General features: G+C 66.1%; 1 pseudogene. It reads left to right on the top strand.

The features are described 5' to 3' along the window. Positions 1–514 (top strand): annotated as a pseudogene (locus tag AAE045_RS24410) (hypothetical protein); the annotation flags it as partial.

The raw sequence follows: 514 nt of genomic DNA, 5'->3' as shown, positions 1-514 counted from the left end.
GTGACCGCGCGCATGCTGGTCAGCGCGCTGCCGCCGATTCCGTTCGCCAGTGCCTTGAACGGCGCGCTCAATTATCCGTATGGCTGCGCCGAGCAGACCACCAGCAAGGGCTACGCCGCGCTGATGCTGGATGAAGCGACCTCGGCCATGCTCGGAGCGGACGGGCTGGATGCCAAGACCCGCCGTGAGCGCATGGAAGGGGCCTTCGGCCGCCTGGCCTCGATGTGGGGCGACGACGGCTACATCAATCCCTGGCTGACGCCGTACATTGCCGAGTTCCTGCTCGACGCCAAGGACGCCGGCTTCGCCGTGCCGGACAACGTGCTGCAGAAGGCACTGAACCGGCTGAGCGAAGACCTGCTGTCCGGTGGCAACCAGTTCTATGGCGAGGACCGCCGCGAGAACCTGAAGTTCGCCAACCAGGCGTATTCGGGCTACGTGCTGGCACGGGTCAACCGTGCACCGCTGGGGACCCTGCGCGCGCTGTACGACAACGAGCGCAGCAAGTCGCTGA

The organism is Dryocola clanedunensis, assembly GCF_038405435.1.
Classification (GTDB): domain Bacteria; phylum Pseudomonadota; class Gammaproteobacteria; order Enterobacterales; family Enterobacteriaceae; genus Dryocola; species Dryocola clanedunensis_A.
The sequence above is the reverse complement of the archived record's forward strand: the minus strand, read 5'-3'. Positions and strand labels throughout refer to the sequence as shown.